The following is a 22,371-nucleotide window of genomic DNA, read 5'->3' as shown; positions in this document are numbered from 1 at the left end:
ATCACCGTGTGGCTGGTCGGTCATCCGCCGCTGGCCAGCATGCTCGAACGCACACCTTACGCCGCGCTCTACAGCCGCGTCCAGGCGCGCGTGCAATTGCAGCCTGTGATCGAGCGCGAACGCTTTGCACAACTCATCACACACGCGCTTAAGGCCGCCGGCTGTACCCATACGCTGCTGTCCGATTCCGGGCTCGAACTGCTGCGTCAGGCCTCGCGCGGACTACCCCGGCAGGCCGGGCGCATCTTGCGTATTGCCATGCAGCTCGCAGTCCCCCGCGGACTCAACCATCTCCCCGACGAGCTGTTGCAGCAGGCCATCGAGGAAATGCGTTAAACGCGATCTCTAATCCGTCATTCTTCAATCGCGAGATACACCATGTTCATCTTTACCCGAAACACGACGCCCTGCCGTCCCGAGCTCACCGATGAAGCGGCCTACCTCATCCGGCTCATGCTCGCCGACCTCTACCACTGGTTCGACTGGGAATACGGCAAGCAGGCACGCCGCTATCGTCCGCCCGACGGCGTTCCGCCGCTCGACGAGGATCCACTGGACGATCCGTTCTGACCTTCGGCCCCGGCGTTCATCGCGCCGGGGCCGTTTCACATGGGCGGCCGTATGCGCGACACTTCCCCGTCTGGCTGCCCGTTCCGTCGCGCACTGCTCAAGACACCATTCTTCCCGTCTGGCGCGCGACGAACTTCATCGTCTCACCTCGAATAGCACGCGACGCCGAACCTATTCCAGCGCGCGCCATAACACCTATGAGCGTCGACGACTGCGTCTATCTCAAGCAGATTCTCGACGAAACCTTTGACGACATTTGGGAATCGCCTGCTGACTACGAGTTCAAAGTCGTGCACGAGATTCCCCCATGGGCGCCGGAGGCGTGGCCTTGGCCGCGCCCATTGACCGGCGAGGATGATGAAGGCGAGGACCCGTCTTTCAATGAACCTGCGGGTATGGACGAGCACGGCTGCCGTTTCCCGCTGCCGCCCGACAAGTAACTGCGCGAACGCTGCTGAATCTAACCCTGCACGCGGACCGAGGCCACCATTCGGTCCAGCCGTTCGTTCGCAGCCACGATTGCGCCGAAGCGTACTTCTCGCAACTGTCGGTCGTGTTCGTTGACAACGGCGGTGAGCGACTCGACGAGCGAGTCGCCGAAGTCCCACCGGTCGCTCTCTTTTCTCCAGCATCGAGCATCGCAAGCACCGCCTCTTCCACCCGACGGGCAAACGGCAAGTCGAGCAGGCCATCCCCAGACTCGGTCAGGAAACTCGTGAGCAGGGCAGTCTGGGCGAGCACGATCGTTTCCTGTCGCGCGGCGCGTTGCCCGCGTGCGGCCTGGAGCGCGAGGCGCGACTGAAGACACAAGGCGTCCGCATCCTCCCGAGGCATCGGAAGGAGAAACTTCTTTGACTGCAAACGCCCCGGCTTCTTGGGCGACTTCCTCTTCTTGGAAACAGGCATGACGGCGATCTCTCTGTCGATGACAGCCCTGCCTATTAAGCGACGCGAGGGTTTCCTGGCTCCGATCCAAATAACGTGGCCGACTCTCCGGTGCGGACGGCCACGCTGGTGCGCTGCTTGACGCTCTCTAAGCGCTTTTCTTCGGCGCGAGCGATCAACGTCAACAGCTCACGGCTTAGATCGGCATGCTTCGCCCCCGGCCGCCAGGGCACACACCCGTGTTTCTTTCTCGTTTCGCGAGCCAGCGTCAGCGCATCTCTTGCCGCTTTCGCGCTCTCGAGACTTACTTCCTCGCAAAATGCGACAGGATCGCTAAACTCCCAGAACGACCTTAGGTCTTCGCGGCAGGCGTGGATCCTGGCTGGAAAGTCGCGCAAATCGGACACGACGCGGTGGCTGAGTCGCCGCCACTGGATCTGTTCGGGGTAGACAAACGCCGGCAGCATTGCACTTTGCGCAGCTTCGCGATTTCCGGAGCGGGTCGCTTCGTCGCCGGCCCACTCCGCACGGTGCATCATGGCTCTGCACACTCGCGCGTACCCTTCGAGCGATATAGCAACCTCCAGAGCCGCGTCGCGTCGTTCGCGTCGAGCGATGATGCGTTCCTTCAATCCTTGCATCGCCAGCACGACGATCGCGCTAATGGCACTCGATGTGCCGGCGATCGCGAGCCAGTTGGGCCATTGAAACTGCGTCAAAAGAGCCGACACCTGCTGCCATTGCGCCTGCCACATAGCGTGTCCTCAGAGCTTTGAAGCAGCAAGTATAGAAAATTCCGCTCGTTTTTCTAATATCGGGGAATGTCCGACTGCCCAATGTGATGAATACGCGACCGTGGGCGCCTGCCAGCGTCATGCCGTCGTTCGCGGATGAAATTAAGTGCCCATTCAAGAGAGGCGTCTTCACATTCAGTTAATTTTTTCGCGCTATTCTGGCTTTACTCGCTCGACATAAAGGGGACATGAACGATGATTTTTTATCATCACGGTGCGGCCATTCGGCCATCCGTCACACGCGTCGGTCGCGCGTTCGTTGCCCGCGCATCGATTCTCGAAGAGGACGGGGAAACAACCTCCCTGGGCGATCTTGGCGTGTTCGCGAGCAAAGACGGTGCATATCGATTTGCCATTCGCTGCGCGTTTGCTTTCGTCGATGGGCAAACCCTGCCACTCCCACCTTTCAAGGTCGAACAGCACTGACTGTGAAAGGCAGCGTGATTGAAACGATCAAAGTGAGAACGTCGTCATCTTTCGGCGCACTTTTTGTCGCAAATTTTCAATGGTTCGTCCGTTTCCGCTTTCAATCGACCGTGGGAGGGTTAGGTTTTGCTTGCTCCGATGATGCTGCACGCTCCCCTTTCATAAACCATCAATAAGCTGCCAATGTCATGCGGCAAGTCGGTGTTCGTAGTACGGACGGTCGCGGTCATCCAAAATCCTGCACAGTGCATCGAGATTCGACGGATCGGGATTCAACCATGCCTCGACGTTCTCGGGCTTGATTGGCACGATGCAACGGTCGTGCCCTGCTGCTTCCACTTCGGCAGGCGGCTCGTCGGTGATGGCGGCAAACGATAGGAGATCCGGCTGACCGGGAGCCGTCCACTTGGACCAGAGACACGCCACCATCAGCAGCTGACCGTTGTTGGGGCGAAACTCCAGGACGACGTTTTCGCCGGGTGCCTGCGGTCCCTCATGCGTTTCGAACAGCGTGTTCTCGCACTTTGCCCTCGCGACGTTCTCATAGAAGACATCGACCAACAATAGGCCATGCGTATAGCCAAAGCACGGTTTCCAGAATTTCTCGAGACTATCGCGCCGCGCGTTATATGTCCCGGGGTACTTGACATCGTAATTCGCAGGCTTCCCCGCGATGCGACACTGGTAGCGCATCGGCTTGATGACATATTGCCCATCTTCGACCACCAGCACGGGGGCGTAGTAACCCGGAAAGATGCGTGAGTCCCGCGGCTCTTGTTCAGTTCGACCGAAGTCGGCCAAGCGCCGTAGTGCTGCATCGATCTTGTCCGTTGCAATGCGCTTGCTTTCGGTCGCCGCTTTAGTCGTCTTCGTCTGCAGCGTCCGCTCGGCATCGGCCAGTCGCGTGCGCTGCTTGAAAAGATCCTGCTCGACCCTGGTCGCCTGTTCGGCGTTATACCGATCAATGAAAGTCTTGACCTGGCGCTCGTCATCGGTCTGAGGCTCTCGGAAGGCGTCTTCCATCGCCCTCGGGATCTTCGCCTTGCTGCCTTCGGCGCGCTCCCAGAACAGGCGCGCGAACTCACGAATGTCCATCTGCGCGCCGAACATCTTCACGTATCGCCGATAGTCAGCCTGAATCTGCGCCGAGTAGCACACTGCCGCCCCCCTTTCGATTTTCGATCGGTTTATGTTGCCGTGCCCGTGGCCTCGCGGCACAGCCTCATCATCTTTTGCACCACCGTGCTCGCATGGTTCAGGCCCATGTCGCCAGTGAAGAGCGCCTGCACATCCGACTGGCGCACGGCGATGCCCGCTCCTTTGAGGTCACGCCGAGCGATCTTGAGGGCAAGTTGGCCGATGCGTACGCGCTCGAGCCATTGCACGGTGACAAAATTGCGCTTGAGCCAGATGCGGCTGCTCTCGACCACATGGTCCACGCGCCATTCCTGCGTCAGCGCGTACGAAGCGGCAACGGTCGCCACCAAAAAGCAGAGCAAATCTGCTCGCGCGCCTTTCAGTTCATCAATATCAGGCATGTTCATCTCGTTCCCGGCTCCCCACGTACTCGCCACTTCATTGCCAACTTCATGCCAACTGCGCACCACCTCAGTGCCAACTACCTGCAGGTGCGGACGCGCTCCCGACTTTCAACGGCGGATCGACCGTGCTCGCTGCAGCACAGTCCCGTCCCGACGCACGAACCATCGCACCCCGCGCAGTCATGGCGGTCGCGCACGATTGCGTCGACCTGCCAGTAGTTGAAGTCTTCCAGCGGGTTCGTCCCGCCTGTCCGGCCGTTCTCCCGCGCGAAGAAGGTGGGCTCTGACGCCTTGCCGCGAGCGACCGCCTCGTCGAGCGTCGCGTCGCCGAACGCCTCGCGCAGTTGGACGACGAAGTCGGCGAACTCCGGCATCGGATGTCTCACAAGCATATCGTTCAGGCTTTTCTGCAGCCAGTTAAAAGGGAGCAATTCACTGCTTCACTTTTTGAGCTAAGATACCACTGTACATTTATACAGTATTCCCGCTAGCCCCTCTTGCCATGGCCGCTCTGCCTCAACACATCGAGTCGATTCACCCGGATCTTTGGAGGGGGAATCAGCTCGCGCGTGCGTACGGCAAGACCATCGACACCGGCTACGCCGCCCTGTCGGCGGAACTGCCCGGCGGCGGCTGGCCTGTCGGCGCCTTGGTCGAACTGCTGGTGCAGCAGCCGGGGATCGGCGAGATGCGACTGCTCAAGCCCGCGCTCGTGGCCGCTAGCAAGCGGCCGGTCGCGCTCTTGCAGGCGCCGCACGTGCCGAACAGTCTGGCCTTTTCGTATCTGGGCCTGCCGCTCGACAAGCTGATGATGCTGCGTGCGCCCAAAACGGCGGACGCACTCTGGTGCGCCGAGCGCGTGCTGAACGCCCGAAGTTGCGGTGCGCTGCTCTTCTGGCAACAGCACATTCGGTCCGAGGCCTTACGGCGGCTGCATTTGGCGGCGCAAGCGACGGAAACCCTGCTGATTCTGATCCGTCCGCTTGCCGCCGCCCAGGATTCGTCGCCTGCCGCTTTACGGCTGGGTGTGCGGCCCGCCGACGGCGGCATCGTCGTCGATGTGATCAAGCGACGAGGGCCCACCCGAACCGATCCACTGTCCATCCACCTTCAACCCTCACCGATTCTGCTCAGCGCCCATGGCCGTGTTCGTCGCCATCTTCCTGCCCCGGCTCTCGCTGGAGGTGTTCCGTCCGAGATGGTCATCTCCGACTGAACACGGCTGTGTGGTGCTGGAACGCGACAAGGTGATTGTGCTCGATCAGGCAGCAAGAGACGCAGGCGTGAGGGTGGGCATGAAGCGCGGTGGCGTCACGACACTCGCGGCCGACGCGCTGATGTACGACCGAAGCCCTGCACGCGAATTCGACGTGCAACGCGAAGTCGCCTTTGCGCTGCTGCGGTTTTCGCCTCAGGTCGCCGTGCGTGAGGAAGAGACCATCGTGGTCGACGTGACGGCGAGTCTCCGGCTTTTCGGGGGCATCGCGCATGTGTGTCGACAGTTCCGGAAGGTAGTGAACGCTATCGGCGTCACCGCACGCATGAGCGTGGCGCCCACGGGGCAAGGCGCGTGGTTGCTCGCAAAACGCGGTCGCCGGCGCGTGCTCAAGATGAGTTCGCTTGAACGCACGCTCGGCGAGTTGCCCTTCATGGTGGTGCCTGAAGTTCGGTCTTTCGCCGAGTGGTTTAACGGCCTTGGTTGCCGAGTGCTCAACGATATTCGACGCCTGCCGCGTGCAGGGCTTAAAAAGAGGTGTGGCGTGGACTTACTGGATTCTCTCGATCGCGCCTACGGCCTGTCGCCCGAACTCTACGAGTGGCTGGAGCTGCCGCCGTCTTTCAGCGCGCGCATCGAACTACCCGACCGCGTCGAGCACGCAGAAGCGGTGTTGTTTTCCGCGCGACGCCTGATCGTGCAACTGTGCGGCTGGTTGAGCGCGCAGCAGCTCGCGCTGACGCAGGCGACCATCACGCTGGAACACGAGCGCGGCCGTCAGGCGATCGAGCCGACGGTGATCGATATCGCATTGGCCGAGCCGACATGGCACGAAGAGCACCTCGTGCGACTACTCAAGGAACGGCTCGGGCGTATCGAGCTCGAGGCGGCCGTCATCGCAGTGCGCCTGACGGCATCGAAGGTGCAGCCGGCTGAGCCGCCCAGCGACTCGCTGTTCCCCGATCCGGGCGGCTCCGCCCAGGATCACAATCGCCTGCTCGAATTGCTGGTCGCTCGATTGGGCGCCGAGAATGTCTTGCGGCCCGCACCGACGTCGGACCATCGCCCCGAACAGGCGAATAGCTGGGTGCCGGTCCAGGACACGGTCAAGGCGTGTCCTCCCCCAGCCGAACTTCCGCGGCCGACGTGGTTGCTCCATACGCCCGTGCGGCTGATGATCAAGAATCACCGGCCGTTCTACGGCTCGCCGCTCAAGCTCGTCTCGACGGGCGAACGCATTGAAGCTGGCTGGCACGACGGCGAGTTGGTCACGCGCGACTACTACGTCGCGCAAGCCACCGATAAAAGCTGCTACTGGATCTACCGTGAACGACCGAGCGTGAAGACCGACGAAGTCCGCTGGTTTCTTCACGGGCTGTTCGGATAATCGGTGGTGTTGCCGTGGATCTCTTTTCGTCGGCCCTTCCCGACTACGCCGAGCTTTTCGCGTTCACGAACTTTTCGTTCCTGCACGGCGCATCCCACGGCGAAGAACTCGTGCTGCGCGCCTCGCAGCTCGGCTACTTCGGCCTGGCGATCACCGACGAATGCTCGCTTGCAGGCGTCGTGCGCGCGCACGTCCAGGCGAAAGAAGAAAAGCTGCCGCTGATCATCGGCTCCTACTTTCGGCTGGTTCACGCGGACAAGCGCCCGGCGTTCGGCCTGATCCTGCTCGCACAAAACCGAAATGGCTACGGCAACCTGTCCGAGCTGATCACGCTCGGTCGCATGCGGGCGGCGAAGGGTTCGTACCTGCTCACGCCGCACGACCTTTCCAAGCCCGAGAAAGAGCACGCGCATCTGCGCGGCATGCCTGACTGCCTGGCGATCCTCGTGCCGGACTTTCCCGCAAAGGAAGACGCCCTCTCCGCGCAGTTCGAATGGCTCAACGAGACGTTTCCCGCCCGCGCGTGGGGCGGCCTGATCCTCCACCAACGCGCGATGGATGACATTCATCGCGGCAGCGTCGAATACATCGCCGAACAGCACCGCGTACCGGTCGTCGCACTGGGCAACGTCGTGATGCACGTGCGCTCTCGCAAGCCGCTGCAGGACACGATGACGGCGATCCGCGTTGGCAAGCCCGTGGCGGAGTGCGGCTACGACCTCGCGCCCAACGCCGAGCAACACCTTCGTTCGCGGCTGCGCCTGGCCAATCTGTATCCTGCTCACGCACTCGCGCAAACGCTCGACATCCTCGAGCGTTGCACCTTCTCACTGGATGAACTGCGCTACGAGTACCCCGACGAACTCGTGCCGGACGGCTTTACGCACGAGGCGTATCTGCGGCAGGAGACGTATATCGGTGCGCATAGGCGCTTCCCGACCGGCATCCCACACGAGGTTCAGCAGCAGATCGAGCACGAGTTGCAGTTGATCCGCGAGATGCGCTATGAAGCGTACTTCCTCACAGTCTATGACATCGTGCGCTTCGCGCGCAGCCAGCACATCCTGTGTCAGGGCCGGGGGTCCGCTGCGAACAGCGCAGTTTGTTATTGCCTGGGCGTCACCGAAGTCGATCCGTCGCGCGGCAACATGCTGTTCGAGCGCTTCATCTCGAAAGAACGCGGCGAGCCACCCGATATCGATGTCGACTTCGAGCACCAGCGGCGCGAAGAGGTTATCCAGTACATCTATCGCAAGTACGGCCGCGATCGCGCCGCCATTGCCGCTGCGGTCTCGACCTATCGGCCGCGTGGCGCGTTACGCGAAACCGGCAAGGCACTCGGCATCGATCCGCAGATCGTCGACAAGGTCGCCAAAAGCCATCAGTGGTTTGATCATTCGCAGGATCTGTTGCGTCGCTTCGAGGAGTCGGGGCTCGATCCGACCAACCCGCTCATCACGATGTGGGCGAAACTGGCCGCTGAGATCCTGAATTTCCCCCGGCACCTGTCACAGCATTCCGGCGGCTTTGTCATCAGCCGAGGCAAGCTCACGCGGCTCGTGCCCGTCGAGAACGCCGCGATGGCCGATCGCAGCGCGATTCAGTGGGACAAGGATGACCTCGAAGCACTTGGCCTGCTGAAGATCGACGTGCTCGCGCTCGGTATGTTGTCGGCCATTCGCCGCACGCTCGATATCGTTTCCGAGCAGCGCGGCGAACGCTTCGAGATGCAGGACATCCCGTCGGAAGACGCTGAGACGTACGAGATGATTTCGCAAGCGGACACGGTTGGTGTTTTTCAGATCGAGTCGCGCGCCCAGATGAGCATGTTGCCGCGCATGCAGCCGCGGACTTTCTACGATTTGGTGATTGAGGTTGCGATCGTGCGTCCCGGGCCGATTCAGGGCGGTGCCGTGCACCCTTACCTTCGACGGCGTCAGAAGATCGAACCGGTGACTTATCCCAGTCCAGCACTGGAAGTCGCACTGGGTCGCACGCTCGGGGTGCCGATCTTTCAGGAGCAGGTGATGCAGGTCGCGATCCTGGCTGCGGGCTTTACGCCGGGCGAGGCGGATCAACTGCGTCGCGCGATGGCGGCCTGGAAACGCAAAGGCGGGCTGCAGCAGTATTACGATCGCATCGTCAACGGCATGCAGGCGCGCGGCTATGAGAAAGCGTTCGCGGAAGCCATCTTCGAGCAAATCAAAGGCTTCGGCGAGTACGGCTTTCCCGAGAGTCACGCAGCGAGTTTCGCCCTCCTCGTGTATGCCAGCAGCTGGCTCAAATGCCACGAGCCCGCTGCCTTCCTTGCCGCGATGCTCAATTCGCAGCCGATGGGCTTTTATTCCCCCTCGCAGCTCGTACAGGATGCGAAGCGTCACGGTGTCGAGGTCGTGCCGGTCGACGTCACCATCAGCGGCTGGAACTCGGTGCTCGAGCGTCGCATCGATCGCGCGAAGCCCGTCGTGCGTCTGGGCTTATCGTTACTCAAAGGCATGCGAGACGGTGCCGCCGAGCGCATCGAGAACGCGCGCGCCGTGAAGCCGTTTTCGAGCGTGAGTGACCTGGCGCGCCGCGCTCAGCTTGATCGACGGGACCTTCAGGTGCTCGCAGCGGCGAATGCCCTGCGGTCGCTTGCCGGCAATCGCCGCGAAGCGCTTTGGCAATCGGTCGCGGCCGTCCCCGACCGGGACATTCTGGCCGACAGCCGCATCGATGATGAAACGCCAGCGCTGGGCGCGCCGTCCGAAGCGGACGACATCGTCAGCGATTACAACGCGTCGGGACTCACGCTGGGCCGGCATCCGCTTTCGCTTCTGCGCCCCGTCCTGCTGGAGCACCGGCTCATGCCCGCCGCGACGCTGCGCACGTATCGCAACGGACGACTGGCGCGAGGCTGTGGACTTGTTACCGTAAGGCAGCGACCGGGCACCGCGAAGGGCGTCATGTTCGTGACCTTGGAAGACGAGACGGGCAATGTCAACGTGATCGTCTGGCCGTCGCTACTCGAGAAGCAGCGAAAAGAGGCCCTAGGCGCAGCACTCCTCGCCGTGTACGGCACCTGGCAGTGCGAAGGCGAGGTCCGGCACCTCGTTGCCCAGCGCCTCGTTGACATGTCCCATCTGGTCGGCGGGCTCACGACCGTAAGTCGCAACTTCTGCTGAGGTCCACGCGGCCGGGGCCGAGCTTCATTGCGCCGATTCAACCGTCGCCGCCGCTGCTCTCGCTGAGCTGTTTTTGCTTAGCTTGCCTGCTCTTGCCCGGCGTCTGCTTTGATTCGCTGCGACCGCTTCGGCGGTTTCGGCGCGGCCGCTGTCGCGTCCGCCCCCTGCGTCTTCGACTTCGCCCCCGCCTTCGCCTTGGCCTGCGCTTTCACCTTCGCGTCGGCTTTCGAGTCGGACTTGGCTTCAGACTTGGTGTCGGTCTTCGCCTGACGCTCTGCAGCCACCTTGGGAGTTTTCGCGGTTTTCTGTTTGCCGTTCGTTGCTGAGCCATTCTTTTTTCCGACCATGGCAGGCGCCTCTTGACCGACCTTCTTCGCCGCTACTTTCTTGCGCGCTTTGGGTTGGGAAGCATCTGGAGTAGCAACCGGGCCGATGCCCGTACTGCCCGGCGCCCCAGCACGTTCGCGCCTGAGTTGCGCAATCGCTTCATGCCAATAATGTTCGTCACGTCCGTCCTGGCAGCCTTCCGCTTCCCACAGCAGATACGCGCGGACACGAATTTCGTCTGCAGATAGCGTGGTATCCATCGAAGCGGTCTCGAAGAAGTTGAGGTGCTGCCAACATAGCAGCTTGCCTCGCGGTGCTCAACGCGTCGTTGCCTTCGCGAAACACTGCGCCGCGGTTTTCAATGGAATGGTCCTTGCTCGCCCCGACTGGCACCATCCTTGGAGGACACCATGGCTACCACGCCCAAAGAGCAGAACCCCACCAGCGAGAAGTCGGAGGACCAGGTCGACAAGTCGGTCGAGGATACCTTTCCTGCGAGCGACCCGCCCGCGACCGGCGGCACAACGCGTATCGAGACCGACGAGGACGGCACAACGGACGAGGACGCCGATAAGAAGCCGTCCTAGGCGTATGAAGTTGCGAACGGTGCCCGAGACTCGCCGGGCACCGCGCGCGCTGCGGTTGCTCAACCGTGCTGTGCGCGCATATTGTTGTGGACGATGATCATCGGTCGTGGACGACGATCATCGGTCGTGGACGATGATCATCGGGCACCGCCGCCCCTACCGACTATCACAGCATGGCCTCGCCCCGCGACACCACCGCGCCGCCCCTCGCCCGTTACCGGAAGAAGCGGGACTTAGACATTACGCCCGAGCCGTCTGCGTCTACCGCCGAGACGCCCGACAGCGCACGCCAGCTCGGCTTCGTCGTGCAGAAACACTGGGCGAGCCGTTTGCATTACGATTTCCGCCTCGAACTCAACGGCGTATTGCTCTCCTGGGCTGTGCCCAAAGGTCCTTGCTACGACCCAAGCAAAAAGCAGATGGCCGTGCACGTCGAGGACCATCCTGTTTCCTACGCATCCTTCGAAGGCACGATCCCGGCTAAGCAGTATGGCGCCGGCACGGTCATTGTGTGGGACCACGGAACGTGGGAGCCGGTCGGCGATGCAGTCAAAGGCATGGAGACCGGGAAGCTGATCTTTCGCTTGCACGGTCGGAAGCTTGCTGGCTTATGGGAATTGGTGCGCATCTCCAAACCGGACGACAAGCAAGACCAGTGGATGTTGTTCAAGAAGCGAGACGAGTGGGCCCGCCCGCTCGAGGAATACGACGTCATCAAGGCGCTGCCCGACAGCGTCATTGCACATCCCTTGGGACTGGTTGAGGAACGCGAGCCGAAAGCGGCGCGACGCGCTCGTGCCGGAAAGTCGGCGATCGAAACGATCGACATGATCGACATCTCCGCCGCGGTGCCAGCACCGCTCCCAAAGAAACTCGAGCCGCAACTGGCGACACTGGCGAGCACGCTTCCCCGCACAGGCGACTGGATTACGGAGACCAAGCTGGATGGTTACCGGCTGCTTGCCCGCATCGAAGAAGGGCGAGTCAAGCTCTTCACCCGAAACGGACACGACTGGACCGCGAAGTTTCCGGCGCTCGCCGTCGCGATCAAGGACCTTCCGCTTGTGAGCGCATGGCTCGACGGCGAGATTGTGGTGCTCCAAGACGGCATTCCGAGCTTCTCGGCACTTCAAAACGCGATCGACGGGCGAGACAACAAGGACATCGTTTTCTTCCTCTTCGACCTGATGTACCTGGATGGAAAGGATCTCAGGAAGGTCCCGTTGTGGGCGCGGCGAGCTCAACTGGCGAGCGTTCTTGAAGAGGCAGGCGAGCAGCTTCTGTTCAGTCAGGATTTTGACGCGCCGCCTGCTCAGGTGTTCGAAGCCGCTGCGGGGCTCGGGCTGGAAGGTCTGGTGCTGAAGCGGCGCGATGCGCCCTACGAGTCGGGACGCACGGAATCGTGGTTGAAGGCGAAGGCTCCCCTCAGGCAGGAACTGGTCGTCTGCGGCATGACCGGACGCGGCGGCAAATCGGGTGAGGTCGGCAGTCTGCTGCTTGGCTACTACGAGGGTAACAAGCTTCATGACGCCGGAAGCGTCGGCACCGGGTGGGACGCAAAGACCGCTCGGGAACTTTGGAATCGGCTCATCCCACTGGAGGTCGACACGGCGCCTTTCGATGTGCAGGTCACTAAGGCGCGCCGATGGTCCAGACGCGCAGCCGGCGGCGAACGGTGGCTCAAACCCACCACGGTCGCGGAAGTCGAGTTCGCCGAATGGACCGGCGACGGTGTGATCCGGCAGTCGTCGTTCAAAGGTCTGCGCCTCGATAAGCCCGCGCGCAGCGTCGTCCGCGAAGGAGGAAAGACACAGCTGCCAGAGCCGTCGCCGCAGCTCAAGATCACTCACCTGGAAAGAGTCATTGATCCGTCGGCGACGATTACGAAGGCTGATCTCGTTCGCTACTACGCGAGCGTGGCCGACTGGATTTTGCCGCATTTGAAAGACCGGCCCGTGGCCCTGGTTCGCGCGCCCGATGGCGTGGCTGGCAACCTGTTTTTTCAAAAGCACGCTGAGCGAACGGCGATGCCGGGCCTGACTGCGCACAACCGCGAACTCTGGCCAAACCACCCGCCGTTGTTGACGGTGGATACGGCAGACGCCTTGCTCTCCGCTGCACAGATGAACACGATCGAGTTTCATACGTGGAATTCGGTCGTCCCTCAGATCAACGAACCCGACCGGGTGGTCTTCGACCTCGATCCGGGCGAAGGCGTGAAATGGAATCACGTTCAGGAGGCCGCTCTGCTCGTTCGCACGCTGCTGTCCGAGCTCAATCTGAAGTCATGGCTCAAAACAAGCGGCGGCAAGGGCCTGCATGTCGTCGTGCCGCTCATTCCAGAGTTGAATTACGTGACGGTCAAGTCCTTCTCGCAGGCCTTCGTCCGGCATCTGGCGAAGACGATCCCTGAGCGCTTCTCCGCGATATCCGGGCCCGCAAATCGCCTGGGCAAGGTCTACGTCGACTACCTGCGCAATGGGAAAGGACAGACGACGGCAGCAGCTTTTTCAGCGCGCGCCCGACCGGGAATGGGCGTTTCGATGCCGGTGGCGTGGGAACAGCTCGGCGATCTCAAGAGCGGCGCGCAGTGGAACGTCCAGACGGCACGCGAATATTTGAGTTTCCAAACGTGCGACCCCTGGGTGGATTTCTGGTCGAGCGGACAATCTGTGGCTTCGGCGATCGAGCGTCTCCCCTAACGCCTGCGATCTCAGAAGCCGAGTCGCGTATTTGGCCGCTACAGGACAATCGCCATGTCCTCTGTCGATGGGTGCTGGGGAATTCGGAAAGCCCGCCTGCTTCGCCCCCCCACCGCGCCTCGCTTTTCCTAAAGTCTTCGACCACAGTCACGCCCTTTTTGCCTGTCGTTGGAAGTTTGGCATCTACACGCGCCGCCCCGGAAATCTGTTGAAGGCAGTAACGCCACGGCTGATCGGCTGCGTCAAGAGTTGGCATCGTCTATGCATAGCCGTGCCCACGCGGTCAAAAACCGCAGCGCCGCTGGGGAACACCATGCAGATCCTTGTTTTGGACGACGACCACGACTTTGCGGCGGGTCTGGCCGCGCTCATCGAACAGATGGGTCACGGGCCATCTATCGCACACGACTGTAAAACCGCGCGCGCACTGGCGAGCAGCCAGCTCTTCGACGTCATCCTCGCGGACGTCGAACTGCCCGATGGCGACGGCCGGCATATCTGCGACGGGCTTCGATTGAACGGCGCGTCGCAGACGGCTTACATGGTAGCGATGACGGGTAGGTCGGATTTGGGCGACAATGATTTTCCGTCGTTTGACGGATATCTGCGCAAGCCGGTCACCTACGATCTGCTCGAGCGCGTGCTCGAAGAATGGCGGGTGGCCGCCGGGCTAAGCCGGCATCGACGAATGGACGAGGCCCATGTCGCCAAGATAACCTGAGGTGCCTGGCCAGCAACGGGGCCGCTACGTATTGCTACGTGGCGGCTACGGGACCGCTACCCAAGGAGGGGAACGATGGCTGCTCGTTCGATCGCTTCAATGACTTTAAGCTTTGGTCTCGTCTCGGTGCCGGTCAGTCTACACCGCCACGGAGAGTAAGTCGGGCGTCGGCTTCAACCTCATGCACAAAGAGTGCGGCACTCGACTCAGACAACAGTACGTCTGCCCGCACGACGGCAAGGTTGTGGAGCGCGCTGATATGGTCAAAGGCTACGAGTTTGAGAAAGACCAGTATGTCATTTTCGAAAAGTCGGAGCTCGAGGCCCTGGAAGTCACCGCAAGCCACACGATCGACATCGTGTCGTTCATGCCTGGTGAAGCGATCGATCCGATCTGTCTCGATAAGTCCTACTTCCTCGCTCCCGACAAACGTGGCGGCAAGCCGTACCAACTTCTGTATCAGGCGATGAAGGATAGCGGAACCTGTGCGCTTGCGAAGTGGGTGTGGAAGGGTTCGCAGAAGATGGTGCAAGTGCGCGCCGGCAGCGACGGCATCATCCTGCAGACATTGCTCTATGCGGACGAAGTCCGCTCCCAGGCGGACATTGGCATCGAGCATCCGGAGGTCCAGCCAGCGGAACTGCAGCTTGCGGAGCAGCTTATCGAGCAGTACCGCGTCGATGGCTACGACGCGGCGGCGTACAAGGATGAAGAGAAGGAACGCATTCTCGCGGAGATTGATAAGAAGATCGCAGGCAACAAGATCACCGCAGCGCCGACGATCGCGCAGCCCGGCGCGCAGGTCATCGATCTTGTCGAGGCGTTGCGCGCCAGTCTGAAGAAGAGGCCTCCTGCAGAGCCGCCGGCAACTCGACCTACAGCGCGCAAGACTTCCCGTGGAGGGATACGGGCCCAAGCTTCCGCGGACGAAGCACCAGCACAGGAAGCACCAACCGAAGCGGCGCCCGTGTCCAAGCGTCGCTCAGTGCGCCGCGCGATGACTGACGAACAGCCCGCCCCCGCGCGTAAGACGGGTACGAAGCGGTGATATGGAGACGACGGATACAGCTTGCGCGACGTGCAACGCATGCTCGGCGTTTCACGCAGCGTCGTTGAGCGACTGATTGCGGCCGGCTTCGTGTCGCCCGCAACCGGAGGCCGGCGCGAGTTCCGCTTCACCTTCCAGGACATCGTGACGCTCAGGACCGCGCATGCGTTGCGCGTGGCGGGCGTTTCGCCGATGAAGATCGTTCGCGCCCTTGACCATCTCAGGAAAAGTTGGACGCGCGAGGGATCGCTTACAAGCGTGCGAATCGCAGCGGTTGGCAACCGCGTTGCCGTGCAAGACGAAACCAGCCGTCAGTGGGATGCAGAAACCGGACAACTACTGCTGGACTTCGAGCCCCGGCCGGCGTGTGGTGAGGTCGCTTCTTTTCCGGCAGCTCAACGGGCGATTGACGCCCGCGAGGCCGCCATCATCCTTTTTCGTCGCGCTCGAGCACTCGAGGAAGGTGACGTCGACGCGGCCGAGGCGGTGTACCGCGAGGCGCTTGAGCGCGCCCCTGATTACACCAACGCATCCTTGAATCTCGGATGCATTCTCGTCGAGTCAGAACGGTTCGCCGAAGCGATAGCAGTCTATGAAGGCGCGCTGCGGTACCAGCCTGACGATCCCATATTGCACTTCAATATCGGCGTCGCGCTGGAGGATTCGGGACGTCTGAGAGATGCGCTTCACTCATATCGAAACTGCATCGAGCTCGCGCCAGACTTCGCCGACGCTCATTTCAACGCGGCGCGAATCCACGAGGAGTTGGGCGATGCAACCAAAGCGATCCGCCACTTCAACGAATTCCGGAACCTTCAGAAGAAGGCTCGCTGACTGCCTTCATCGCACGGAACGCGCATTGCTGATGCCCGACTGAAACATCAATAGGGAGACGAACATGGCAGAGCAGCACAAACCTGGCGAGAAGGTCCAAACCTCCGGCATTTATAAGGTGGTGACGGAGAGCGACGGCAGAACAGGCTTTGAAGTCACGCGTTGAAGGCGAGCACTTTCCGCCCACCCGTAGCGGCAAAGGAGCCCACTATGAACTGGTCCACGGCGCAACACACTCGCACAAACATAGCGAACTTGGAAGTAGAGACAAGTAGGCAGAACGCGTCATGATTGCCTTGCTGAGAGTCCGGTCGACGCTACCGGTGATCGCGTTTGCGCTTGCCGGATGCGTTATTGGCAGCGGCCCGTATGTGCCGTATGCGGGGCCGCACCTCAGTCCGACTGAGTGCCCGCGACCTGGCCGCGCTCAGGAGTAACGCTTCTCCGACGATGGCGCAACACCAAAGCGAACTCGCTGCGCTGAGAAAAGCGGGCTACGACCCGTCGCCATGGTATGACGACCCATACTACCCGGACGACCTCCAGGCCGCACAACGCCTGGTCGATTATTGGTTCCAAACGGAATGCCCGCAGCACGAACCAGGTTGAAGCCAGGGACACTATACGGCGAGCGCAACGCGACATGTCTCACATGCGCCAATGAAACGCCGCCTGAGATCATTCGCTCAGGCGGTCGCCGCTCTTCGCCGGGATCGCGAGCGTCGCGCACGTGCGGTCGACTCGGCGCGCGTACACGCGTTAAAACGCTTCAACGAACCCTTCGGGACCGATCTCCTGCGAAGGCTCTCAGAATCCCACACCTACGCCGACGCCCACCCCGGAACCGTAGCTGCCGCCCCCAACGCCAACACCGATGCTGGGGCCCGGTGCGTAGTAGCCGGGGCCGTATGCGGGCGCGCCGTCACTGTACGGTGGAGCTGTAACGCATCCGGAGAACACCACCGCGAGCATCAAAATGCTGAACAATTTGAGCATGATCCCCTCCCATTTGAGCATGATCCCCTTCTATGTGGGGCACCCTCGCAAGCTTTAAGCCTGTTTCGGAAGCCTTCCCGGAATGCGACGGCCACCTGGGCCATCGTATGAGCGCGATCTAGAACCAATTACGGCCTCGGTGGCATGCTGGAACATCCGATGCCATCGCCACGGTTAAGTTGAATCGGAAAAGCTAGCTGCCGCAAGCCCGCTCTTGCCCTTGATGACCGCACGCGCGAGGGACTCGCTTGGCAGGGGAGATCAACTGCCACCCATGGGGCTATCCACATTCTCGTCAATCTCCCCGTTTTTTCGGACGAATCGAGAGGCCCCGGCGGGCGTTCGAAGTTTCGTCAGGTCGCAGCCATTGGAGAGGACGAGTCGACGAACTTCCGATCGTGGAATGCTTGCTGATGCCCTTCGCCCGAGCTTGTTTCGTCGCTCCTTTTACCGTTTTGAAGTTCGACACGCGCCAAGCGGGGCCTCCCTCAGCGACTGGGCGAGGCTTGTTGGTTTCCTTCCCGGCTTCTCTCGGTACAGCGCATGCTTGACAAAGCAACGGCCTGCGAAAGGGGAACAGCGATGAATCCGATTTTTGAGGAAAAAACACGTGACGGAGAGATTGCCCGCGCCCTGAACATGGCGCTCCATGCCTTCTGCGTCCATTCTGGCGCGCAGATCATCATGGAAGGCGAGTCCGTAACGCTTGATTTTTCGCGCGAGACGGCCGCGATCACCCGCGCCCTTCAACTCCTCGGCGTTCGGGCCGGCGAGGCGCTCCCCGCACCGAACTTCGACCAATTCGACTTGGGAGAAAAAAACGTCCCAGGTTTTTAGCCTGGGACGTGTTCAAAAGCTTGGTTGCAGCTACGCCGCTTCTGCAAAGAGACTCAACTGCGTCGTGTCATAGCCCAACAGTGCCTGATGCGCTTCGTCGCCGATGGCGTTCTCGATCAGATGTGCGTCGAGCTCGGCCGGCGTCAGGTTCAAGCGTTGCGCGAGTCGAGAGAAGTACTGCCCGCGCTTCGCCATCTCCTGATAGCGCTGGGCCATGCCGGTCGGCAACTTCACGATGCCCTCGTTCAGCCAGAAATGCGCTGAGTCAATCGCGTCGCGATGCTGCGTGTTAAGCATGAAAGCGGTGTCGTAGGTGCACGTGACGAACAGGCACGCCGCTTCCGCGTCGACGTCGAACTGCGACGTCTCCTCGAAATACACCGTCTGCTCACCGCCCGTCGTTCTCGCATATCGCCCGGGCCGACCCGGATGCCGGTACGGGTTCCACTGTTCAGCATCGAACGAGCGCAATCCCGTCGCAGGCGCCTCCTTGTCGTACTGACCGACTGGATACCAGCCGTGCAGCACGATATCCGGCTTCGGAAGCGGTTCGAGCGTTGGAGTCGGATAGCGACGTCTCAACACGTTGACGTCGTGCCAGACCGCCAGTGCCGGAAAGGCATGCGGCGCATAGTGATGCATCGACAGAAAGAAGTCGATCGCCACCAACTGCTGCGGCGTCACGAATTCGAACTGCGGCTCGCACAGCACCCGATTCTCTTCCGAATCCGGAATCGATCCGCTCGCCAGTGCGCCTGAGTGCGCTTCGGCACGGTCGCGCTCGGCCGCGTCGATACTGCAGAGCTTCTTGAGCAAGTCGACTCGCGTCAGGTAGCTGTAGGTGTCTGCCTGGATGCGCGTGTAGCCCGCATCGCTCAGCGAACGCCCCACCAGTTCGCGCCGCGACATATCCCACTGGATCGCGAGCAGATAATTGCGGAAGTCGTTGAGCGAACGAAGATGCCCGTATTGCTCATCCTCGATCATGGCCTCAAGCGACTTGTCACGATCGCCACTGACACAACAAAAAGCACACCCGAACCTGCTTCCGCACGCGGCCCGAGCACCCGATTCGCCCACCACAACACCGCACGTTCCTCCGTTTCCTGCCCGATAGATATCGGACAGGCGGTGGATCGTGGCCGGTGCCAATGACGACGGAAACGTCAGGTCGCGAGCATCGGCCAGCAGCGCGAGCATTGTCCACACGTCGTCTGAGATTGACCCGCTCCGACGGACGGATTTGCAGTTAAAGATTTGTCGTGGTCCGGCCTCCGTTAAGCGTTGAGTCGCGGGTTGTCCACGGACGGGCAGCGGGTCGCTTCTCACGACCACGACGCTGCCCGGCGGTGGACAACCCGCAGGGTGATGCGGTTGTTGTCTTCGCGCTCAGGTTTTCGAATTCAAGCGGCGAACAATAGCCGATGCTGCTATGCAGGCGGCGTATGTTGTACCAGCCTTCCAAGAAGGAGAAGATGCGCCTCCGTGCTTGTTCTTGGGTCGCGAAGTGTTCGCGCGACAGGAGCTCTGCTTCAAGCGTTCCAAAAAAGGATTCGCACATCGCATTGTCGTAGGCGTCGCCGGCTGTACCCATCGACGGCTGCACGCCTGCTTCGCGGCAGCGTCGCCCAAAGGCAATGGAGGTATATTGGGCCCCCTGGTCGGAATGCAAAATCACGCCCTCATGACGTCGCTGCTGGAGGGCCATGTCGAGCGCGCGCAACATCAGTTCGGTGTACAAGTGGTTCGACATCGCCCAGCCGATGATGCGCCGGCTGAAGACATCAAGCACCACGGCCAGATAGAGAAAGCCTTCTGTCGTCGGGATGTAGGTGGCATCTGCGACCCACAGTATGTTGGGCCCTTCAGCATTGAAGTGCCGGCGCACGAGGTCCGGCGCACGCCGTGCCCCCGCACGCTGGCGCGTTGTACGTGGCCAGCGCCGTCGGCTTGCTCCCCGTAGGTCCGCGATGCGCATCAAGCGCGCGACTCGCTTGCGTCCCACGTGCACTCCCTCGTGCGCAAGTTGCGCATGGATGCGCGGCGCCCCATACGTACCTCGCGAACTCGCATACAGCGTACGAATGCGCGTCAGTAGCTGAGCATCGCTACGTGACCGCCTTGATGGCTCCCGCACCAGCCACGCGTAGTAACCGCTGGTCGAGACTCCCAGCAGCCGCGCCATCGTAGCAATGGGCCAACGGGCCTGGTTTGCTCTCATGAATCCGTATCCTTCGAGGACACGGCTCCTGTCTCGCGGGCGAACCAGGCCGCGGCGTGAGAGAGAATGTCGCGCTCCGTCTTTAATTGCCGATTCTCGCGGCGCAAACGGGTTAGTTCCTGGCGCTCAGCCGTGGTCAACCCCTCCTGACGCACGCCGGCGTCAATATCCGCCTGCGCCACCCAGTTGATTATCGTCTGCACACTAGGCTCGAACTCTCGCGCGAGCTCCTCGGGTGTTCGCCCCGCCTTCACCAGCTCGACTATGTGAGCCCGGAACTCCGCCGGGTACGGTGCTCGATGCTTGCCCATTCTGGCACCCCCTTTTCCAAAGGATAGGTGTCCGTTTTGGCGGGTCAATCTCAGTCCGAAGTCCATTCGCTCAGCGGAGAGAGTGTAAGTGCCCCGGTTCTGCTTCTGACAGCAACTTCCGCGCTGTCTCGCCGTTCAGCCATTGCGACCGCGCGGGACGTACTCTCGTCCTTGCGCAACCCGAGCACCGTTATGACTTCGCGAGCACCGTCATCTGCCGCTCGTCGTTCAAGCAGTGTTCGAAGGCGACCTCCCGGCCGTACCTTCCACTCGTCCGCACACGCACGCGTCCTTCTACCGTCACGAACGCCATTCTCAGGTGTGCGTACCAACGTGCCACGTCCGATCGTCGAAACGACGAACTGGCTTGCCAAGGAAGGTGTCGTCACGTGGACTTGGACGGGCAACGCCGACGCTTCGATATACAACTGCAACTCATCCAGCACTGCGTGCAAGAAGTTTGCGATCGTAGGATTCTCAATCATCGTATCGCCCGACTGAACATGATGGGTGACCGTCGTGCCGCTGGTACGGCGAATCGCTTCAAGCGTCAACACCAGAGCACACGTGCTGTCCTTGCCACCCGAATAGGCGCAGCTCAGACCATGCCCAAGTTCGATGTACCGCTGCATGACGCTGATCGCAGCTTCCATCTTCGAGAGAATTTCTTGTTCCATCTTGTTCGCTCCAGAAAAATAGGAGCGACCCTTTCGGGATGCGCTCCCGAAAGGGTTCAAAGGGTCAATGGTTAAATCAAAAGGTCAGCCGTCGCACGTTGCGCCTCTTCAAGGCCGTCGTGCGCTGCGGCGAACATGTCGGCTTGACGCGTTACGCGATCCAGTCGCGGAAGCGACTTCGCATACCGGCTCACGCTAGTACCGTCGAAGCTATCCGCACCGGCGGCGGCACAGATGCGGATGCGCCGCGCCGAGTTCACGCGACCGACGTGCAAGTAGCAGTGACGCCGTCGCGCGAGGGACCCCCACACGTGCGCCGTCTGCTCTTTCCACTCCGTTGAACCGCCGATGAAGATGCCAACCGCAGGGGACAACAGCGACGCAAGGTCGTCGACCTGCATACCGTTCTGAACTGCGATCAGCATCCGGCAGGGCATGCCGCGAAGTCGTTCAAGCCACTTCAGCGAGTAGTCGAGCGAGGCCATGCCACCCATGACGATGTCCGGAAGGACAAGCCAATCGGCCCGCTCGCCGAGCCGTTCGACGGCGACCGCAAACGCGTGCTCATCGAAGTGCTGGCCCTGCTGGTAGGCGGTCCAAGCGCCGTTATCCAACGCATAGCGGGCAAAGCCCTCGGTACGCAACTCGCCCTTGGCTGAGACCAACAAGCGCCAGTCGGCTCCCTTCAATGCGGCCAGGTTGCGGCGGGTGCCCGTCCGACTCGCGTAACCCACGAGCGGCTGCCGGTGCATGGCGATCCGTTCTTCGATTTCCGGGTCATCGTCAGCAGATCCATCGACGCTGTAGTAGTCGGCGTACGCCATCAGGGCTTGTGCGTAGCCGGTCTTCTGGCCACTGGCGTATTGCTCCAGCCACGGCGGCGTCATTGCCGCACTCCGTTTTGGGGTTGCACTCTGCCGCCGATAATCAAGAACACTTTCGTATCGATGTTCCGGATCCACGGGCGAACTTCACCCGCGTGCGTCGCGGTGCCGGCGATATAGCCAATCGCCGCTTCGAGGGTGGGAAACTGCTCGGGATATGCGCCCAGCTTGGCTGCTTCAAACATAAAAACACTCCACACAAAGAATGCGGGGCGACCCTAGCGGGTCGCTTGCCCGCACGGG

Annotated in this window: 21 protein-coding genes and 5 pseudogenes; 15 read left to right on the top strand and 11 right to left on the bottom strand. The window is 61.3% G+C overall.

The features are described from left to right. From AWB75_RS29525 to AWB75_RS29515, 3 genes and pseudogenes are all read left to right on the top strand, one after another. Nucleotides 1-336, top strand: a pseudogene (locus tag AWB75_RS29525) (AAA family ATPase); the annotation flags it as partial. Between the two features lie 42 nt (nucleotides 337-378). Continuing rightward, nucleotides 379-570 carry a hypothetical protein gene (locus tag AWB75_RS29520; protein ID WP_061127505.1) on the top strand — a complete coding sequence of 64 codons (192 nt, stop codon included), beginning with the start codon at nucleotides 379-381 and terminating at the stop codon, nucleotides 568-570. A 197-nt stretch (nucleotides 571-767) separates the two neighbouring features. Further along, entirely contained in the window at nucleotides 768-1,010 is a 243-nt protein-coding gene (locus tag AWB75_RS29515; RefSeq protein WP_061127552.1) for a hypothetical protein, read from the top strand. 501 nt (nucleotides 1,011-1,511) lie between these two features. Here AWB75_RS29515 and AWB75_RS29510 read toward each other — a convergent pair. Further along, complete coding sequence (locus tag AWB75_RS29510; RefSeq protein WP_061127551.1) at nucleotides 1,512-2,210, bottom strand: hypothetical protein; 699 nt, start codon at nucleotides 2,208-2,210, stop codon at nucleotides 1,512-1,514. Nucleotides 2,211-2,444: 234 nt separating this feature from the next. Here AWB75_RS29510 and AWB75_RS29505 point away from each other — a divergent pair, with 234 nt between their 5' ends. Then, the gene (locus AWB75_RS29505) at nucleotides 2,445-2,675 is read left to right on the top strand and encodes a hypothetical protein (RefSeq protein ID WP_061127550.1); all 231 of its coding nucleotides are present in this window, start codon (nucleotides 2,445-2,447) and stop codon (nucleotides 2,673-2,675) included. 186 nt (nucleotides 2,676-2,861) lie between these two features. Here AWB75_RS29505 and AWB75_RS29500 read toward each other — a convergent pair whose 3' ends face one another. The 3 genes from AWB75_RS29500 to AWB75_RS29490 all read right to left on the bottom strand — a co-directional run bounded on the left by AWB75_RS29500 (nucleotide 2,862) and on the right by AWB75_RS29490 (nucleotide 4,590). Next, entirely contained in the window at nucleotides 2,862-3,833 is a 972-nt protein-coding gene (locus AWB75_RS29500) for an SOS response-associated peptidase family protein (RefSeq protein WP_061127549.1), read from the bottom strand. A gap of 29 nt (nucleotides 3,834-3,862) precedes the next feature. After that, nucleotides 3,863-4,219, bottom strand: coding sequence for a hypothetical protein (locus tag AWB75_RS29495; RefSeq protein WP_061127548.1), 357 nt, complete (start codon nucleotides 4,217-4,219; stop codon nucleotides 3,863-3,865). Nucleotides 4,220-4,293: 74 nt separating this feature from the next. Further along, nucleotides 4,294-4,590, bottom strand: a complete 297-nt coding sequence (locus tag AWB75_RS29490; RefSeq protein WP_200823053.1) for a hypothetical protein — start codon at nucleotides 4,588-4,590, stop codon at nucleotides 4,294-4,296. A 128-nt stretch (nucleotides 4,591-4,718) separates the two neighbouring features. Between AWB75_RS29490 and imuA the strand changes: the two genes are divergently transcribed. From imuA to AWB75_RS29475, 3 genes are read left to right on the top strand one after another with little or no spacing between them, the layout of a single operon-like run. Beyond that, nucleotides 4,719-5,432: a translesion DNA synthesis-associated protein ImuA gene (gene imuA, locus AWB75_RS29485; RefSeq protein WP_061127546.1), complete on the top strand. Its 714-nt coding sequence runs from the start codon at nucleotides 4,719-4,721 to the stop codon at nucleotides 5,430-5,432. After that, nucleotides 5,356-6,819, top strand: a complete 1,464-nt coding sequence (locus AWB75_RS29480) for a Y-family DNA polymerase (protein ID WP_087086981.1) — start codon at nucleotides 5,356-5,358, stop codon at nucleotides 6,817-6,819. Before imuA ends, AWB75_RS29480 begins: the two co-directional genes overlap by 77 nt. Before the next feature lie 14 nt (nucleotides 6,820-6,833). Next, nucleotides 6,834-9,983: an error-prone DNA polymerase gene (locus AWB75_RS29475; RefSeq protein WP_061127545.1), complete on the top strand. Its 3,150-nt coding sequence runs from the start codon at nucleotides 6,834-6,836 to the stop codon at nucleotides 9,981-9,983. A 77-nt stretch (nucleotides 9,984-10,060) separates the two neighbouring features. On the opposite strand, the gene AWB75_RS29470 is transcribed toward AWB75_RS29475, so the two are convergent. Beyond that, nucleotides 10,061-10,570, bottom strand: a complete 510-nt coding sequence (locus AWB75_RS29470) for a DUF2934 domain-containing protein (protein ID WP_061127544.1) — start codon at nucleotides 10,568-10,570, stop codon at nucleotides 10,061-10,063. Nucleotides 10,571-10,720: 150 nt separating this feature from the next. Between AWB75_RS29470 and AWB75_RS38245 the strand changes: the two genes are divergently transcribed. The 7 genes and pseudogenes from AWB75_RS38245 to AWB75_RS29440 all read left to right on the top strand — a co-directional run bounded on the left by AWB75_RS38245 (nucleotide 10,721) and on the right by AWB75_RS29440 (nucleotide 16,811). Beyond that, nucleotides 10,721-10,897: a hypothetical protein gene (locus tag AWB75_RS38245; protein WP_200823052.1), complete on the top strand. Its 177-nt coding sequence runs from the start codon at nucleotides 10,721-10,723 to the stop codon at nucleotides 10,895-10,897. 173 nt (nucleotides 10,898-11,070) lie between these two features. Next, nucleotides 11,071-13,599 carry a DNA ligase D gene (gene ligD / locus AWB75_RS29465; protein ID WP_061127543.1) on the top strand — a complete coding sequence of 843 codons (2,529 nt, stop codon included), beginning with the start codon at nucleotides 11,071-11,073 and terminating at the stop codon, nucleotides 13,597-13,599. 313 nt (nucleotides 13,600-13,912) lie between these two features. Continuing rightward, nucleotides 13,913-14,320: a response regulator gene (locus AWB75_RS37805; RefSeq protein WP_159462819.1), complete on the top strand. Its 408-nt coding sequence runs from the start codon at nucleotides 13,913-13,915 to the stop codon at nucleotides 14,318-14,320. A gap of 75 nt (nucleotides 14,321-14,395) precedes the next feature. Beyond that, nucleotides 14,396-15,368, top strand: a pseudogene (ku, locus tag AWB75_RS29455) (non-homologous end joining protein Ku). A gap of 21 nt (nucleotides 15,369-15,389) precedes the next feature. Then, on the top strand, nucleotides 15,390-16,202 hold the full coding sequence (locus AWB75_RS29450; protein WP_268807878.1) for a tetratricopeptide repeat protein: 813 nt from the start codon (nucleotides 15,390-15,392) through the stop codon (nucleotides 16,200-16,202). A 64-nt stretch (nucleotides 16,203-16,266) separates the two neighbouring features. Continuing rightward, nucleotides 16,267-16,477, top strand: a pseudogene (locus AWB75_RS29445) (hypothetical protein). 12 nt (nucleotides 16,478-16,489) lie between these two features. Next, nucleotides 16,490-16,811 (top strand): annotated as a pseudogene (locus AWB75_RS29440) (DUF4148 domain-containing protein). A gap of 198 nt (nucleotides 16,812-17,009) precedes the next feature. Here AWB75_RS29440 and AWB75_RS29435 read toward each other — a convergent pair. Next, a complete protein-coding gene (locus tag AWB75_RS29435; protein WP_374729977.1) occupies nucleotides 17,010-17,219 on the bottom strand; it encodes a hypothetical protein in 210 nt (69 codons plus the stop codon). A gap of 522 nt (nucleotides 17,220-17,741) precedes the next feature. On the opposite strand from AWB75_RS29435, the gene AWB75_RS29430 reads away from it, so the two are divergent. Further along, nucleotides 17,742-18,035, top strand: a complete 294-nt coding sequence (locus AWB75_RS29430; RefSeq protein WP_061127540.1) for a hypothetical protein — start codon at nucleotides 17,742-17,744, stop codon at nucleotides 18,033-18,035. Between the two features lie 30 nt (nucleotides 18,036-18,065). On the opposite strand, the gene AWB75_RS29425 is transcribed toward AWB75_RS29430, so the two are convergent. The 5 genes and pseudogenes from AWB75_RS29425 to AWB75_RS29405 form a co-directional block, all read right to left on the bottom strand. Continuing rightward, nucleotides 18,066-19,235, bottom strand: a complete 1,170-nt coding sequence (locus AWB75_RS29425; protein WP_200823054.1) for a hypothetical protein — start codon at nucleotides 19,233-19,235, stop codon at nucleotides 18,066-18,068. 196 nt (nucleotides 19,236-19,431) lie between these two features. Continuing rightward, a pseudogene (locus AWB75_RS29420) lies at nucleotides 19,432-20,567 on the bottom strand (IS3 family transposase); the annotation flags it as partial. A 50-nt stretch (nucleotides 20,568-20,617) separates the two neighbouring features. Further along, nucleotides 20,618-21,244: a phosphoadenosine phosphosulfate reductase domain-containing protein gene (locus AWB75_RS29415; RefSeq protein ID WP_061127539.1), complete on the bottom strand. Its 627-nt coding sequence runs from the start codon at nucleotides 21,242-21,244 to the stop codon at nucleotides 20,618-20,620. A gap of 71 nt (nucleotides 21,245-21,315) precedes the next feature. Beyond that, the gene (locus tag AWB75_RS29410; protein ID WP_061127538.1) at nucleotides 21,316-22,131 is read right to left on the bottom strand and encodes a hypothetical protein; all 816 of its coding nucleotides are present in this window, start codon (nucleotides 22,129-22,131) and stop codon (nucleotides 21,316-21,318) included. Further along, a complete protein-coding gene (locus AWB75_RS29405; protein WP_061127537.1) occupies nucleotides 22,128-22,313 on the bottom strand; it encodes a hypothetical protein in 186 nt (61 codons plus the stop codon). The genes AWB75_RS29410 and AWB75_RS29405 overlap by 4 nt, the downstream gene beginning before the upstream one ends. Between the last annotated feature and the right edge of the window lie 58 nt (nucleotides 22,314-22,371).

Source organism: Caballeronia catudaia (assembly GCF_001544755.2).
Taxonomy (GTDB): domain Bacteria; phylum Pseudomonadota; class Gammaproteobacteria; order Burkholderiales; family Burkholderiaceae; genus Caballeronia; species Caballeronia catudaia.
Note: the sequence above shows the minus strand (reverse complement) of the source record. Positions and strands in the feature narration are given on the sequence as shown.

What these genes read in the sequence shown, in the direction of transcription:
- AWB75_RS29520 (WP_061127505.1), top strand. Translation starts at nt 379, where the DNA reads ATGTTCATCTTTACCCGAAACACGACGCCCTGCCGTCCCGAGCTCACC.
- AWB75_RS29515 (WP_061127552.1), top strand. Translation starts at nt 768, where the DNA reads ATGAGCGTCGACGACTGCGTCTATCTCAAGCAGATTCTCGACGAAACC.
- AWB75_RS29510 (WP_061127551.1), bottom strand. Translation starts at nt 2,210, where the DNA reads ATGTGGCAGGCGCAATGGCAGCAGGTGTCGGCTCTTTTGACGCAGTTT.
- AWB75_RS29505 (WP_061127550.1), top strand. Translation starts at nt 2,445, where the DNA reads ATGATTTTTTATCATCACGGTGCGGCCATTCGGCCATCCGTCACACGC.
- AWB75_RS29495 (WP_061127548.1), bottom strand. Translation starts at nt 4,219, where the DNA reads ATGAACATGCCTGATATTGATGAACTGAAAGGCGCGCGAGCAGATTTG.
- AWB75_RS29490 (WP_200823053.1), bottom strand. Translation starts at nt 4,590, where the DNA reads ATGCCGGAGTTCGCCGACTTCGTCGTCCAACTGCGCGAGGCGTTCGGC.
- imuA (WP_061127546.1), top strand. Translation starts at nt 4,719, where the DNA reads ATGGCCGCTCTGCCTCAACACATCGAGTCGATTCACCCGGATCTTTGG.
- AWB75_RS29480 (WP_087086981.1), top strand. Translation starts at nt 5,356, where the DNA reads ATGGCCGTGTTCGTCGCCATCTTCCTGCCCCGGCTCTCGCTGGAGGTG.
- AWB75_RS29470 (WP_061127544.1), bottom strand. Translation starts at nt 10,570, where the DNA reads ATGGATACCACGCTATCTGCAGACGAAATTCGTGTCCGCGCGTATCTG.
- AWB75_RS38245 (WP_200823052.1), top strand. Translation starts at nt 10,721, where the DNA reads ATGGCTACCACGCCCAAAGAGCAGAACCCCACCAGCGAGAAGTCGGAG.
- ligD (WP_061127543.1), top strand. Translation starts at nt 11,071, where the DNA reads ATGGCCTCGCCCCGCGACACCACCGCGCCGCCCCTCGCCCGTTACCGG.
- AWB75_RS37805 (WP_159462819.1), top strand. Translation starts at nt 13,913, where the DNA reads ATGCAGATCCTTGTTTTGGACGACGACCACGACTTTGCGGCGGGTCTG.
- AWB75_RS29435 (WP_374729977.1), bottom strand. Translation starts at nt 17,219, where the DNA reads ATGCTCAAATGGGAGGGGATCATGCTCAAATTGTTCAGCATTTTGATG.
- AWB75_RS29430 (WP_061127540.1), top strand. Translation starts at nt 17,742, where the DNA reads ATGCTTGACAAAGCAACGGCCTGCGAAAGGGGAACAGCGATGAATCCG.
- AWB75_RS29425 (WP_200823054.1), bottom strand. Translation starts at nt 19,235, where the DNA reads ATGCTCGCGCTGCTGGCCGATGCTCGCGACCTGACGTTTCCGTCGTCA.
- AWB75_RS29415 (WP_061127539.1), bottom strand. Translation starts at nt 21,244, where the DNA reads ATGGAACAAGAAATTCTCTCGAAGATGGAAGCTGCGATCAGCGTCATG.
- AWB75_RS29410 (WP_061127538.1), bottom strand. Translation starts at nt 22,131, where the DNA reads ATGACGCCGCCGTGGCTGGAGCAATACGCCAGTGGCCAGAAGACCGGC.
- AWB75_RS29405 (WP_061127537.1), bottom strand. Translation starts at nt 22,313, where the DNA reads ATGTTTGAAGCAGCCAAGCTGGGCGCATATCCCGAGCAGTTTCCCACC.